The sequence below is a fragment of the Achromobacter xylosoxidans genome (genome assembly GCF_002192695.1).
GTDB classification, from domain to species: domain Bacteria; phylum Pseudomonadota; class Gammaproteobacteria; order Burkholderiales; family Burkholderiaceae_B; genus Achromobacter; species Achromobacter xylosoxidans_C.
This window is the reverse complement of record NZ_MTLG01000026.1, coordinates 1-854: the sequence shown is the minus strand read 5'-3', so window position 1 is coordinate 854 and position 854 is coordinate 1. Positions and strand designations below refer to the sequence as shown.

At 61.4% G+C, this 854-nt stretch carries 2 protein-coding genes; both read left to right on the top strand.

The features are described from left to right. Positions 1 to 473 (top strand): hypothetical protein (locus BRO63_RS04415; RefSeq protein WP_444978598.1); only part of this gene is annotated, 473 nt, incomplete at its 5' end. Positions 474 to 569: 96 nt separating this feature from the next. Continuing rightward, positions 570 to 854: hypothetical protein (locus BRO63_RS04410; protein ID WP_088138657.1), on the top strand; the 285-nt coding region annotated here is incomplete at its 3' end.

Here is an 854-nt window from a genome sequence, read left to right as displayed (position 1 = left end):
AAGACGCAGGAGTGGAGCCGCCAGGCCGAACTGCAACCTGCGTGATCGCAGACGCCGCATCCGCGGTGTTCTTCATCCACCCGCCGGGGTTCTTTCCCCACGCGGGGGAGACCCCGGCCTTTTCTTTGGAGGTCTCCATCATGTCCAACATCGCTTCAGATACCCACCGTTCCGCACTGGATGAAACCGCGTGGCGGGCTGTCTGCGAGACGGCTGCCAAGCAAGCCATCCATGGCTGCGGACAGTCTCACGACTGGTACGTGGAACGGTTCAGTTCAGAAGTTGACGCGCAAGTACATCGGTTACCCGAGCATCAGCAGGCATATGCCCTGCAGATAGCAGAGGAATACGGGGACTACGCAACACCCGCCGAAAGGCAGGCGACTCAGGACTGGAATGCCGAAAACGGCATTTGCATGCACGGCATCGATCGGGATTGCTGCCCGGCCGGTTGCGGTGATCTTGAGTACTGACACGCGACTTCATCGCTGCTAACGCGGCATTCCATCACCCGCTGGGGGTTCTCCCCCGCGGGGAGGCCTCCGGCTCCACTTTTCAGGAGGCCTTTCATGGGCTGGTATTTCTCCCCCCAATCGCGATCTGAACTGATCGCGGAACTGATCGCACCGCAAGAGACCGAGCGCGCCAGCGTCAAGGTCATCGCCCACGCGCTGCGTGGCAACGTCCTCTGGTCCGTCGCGGAAGTGACGGCCAAGGTCGAAGGCGTGCATCGTGATCTCGCACCGGGTCAATCCCTGCGCTACATCCGCTGCGATCTGCTTGAACGCAGCGGAAGCCAGTGGGGTTACAAGCCGCTGGAAGAGTCCATGCACCCGTACTACTACTCGTGCCCG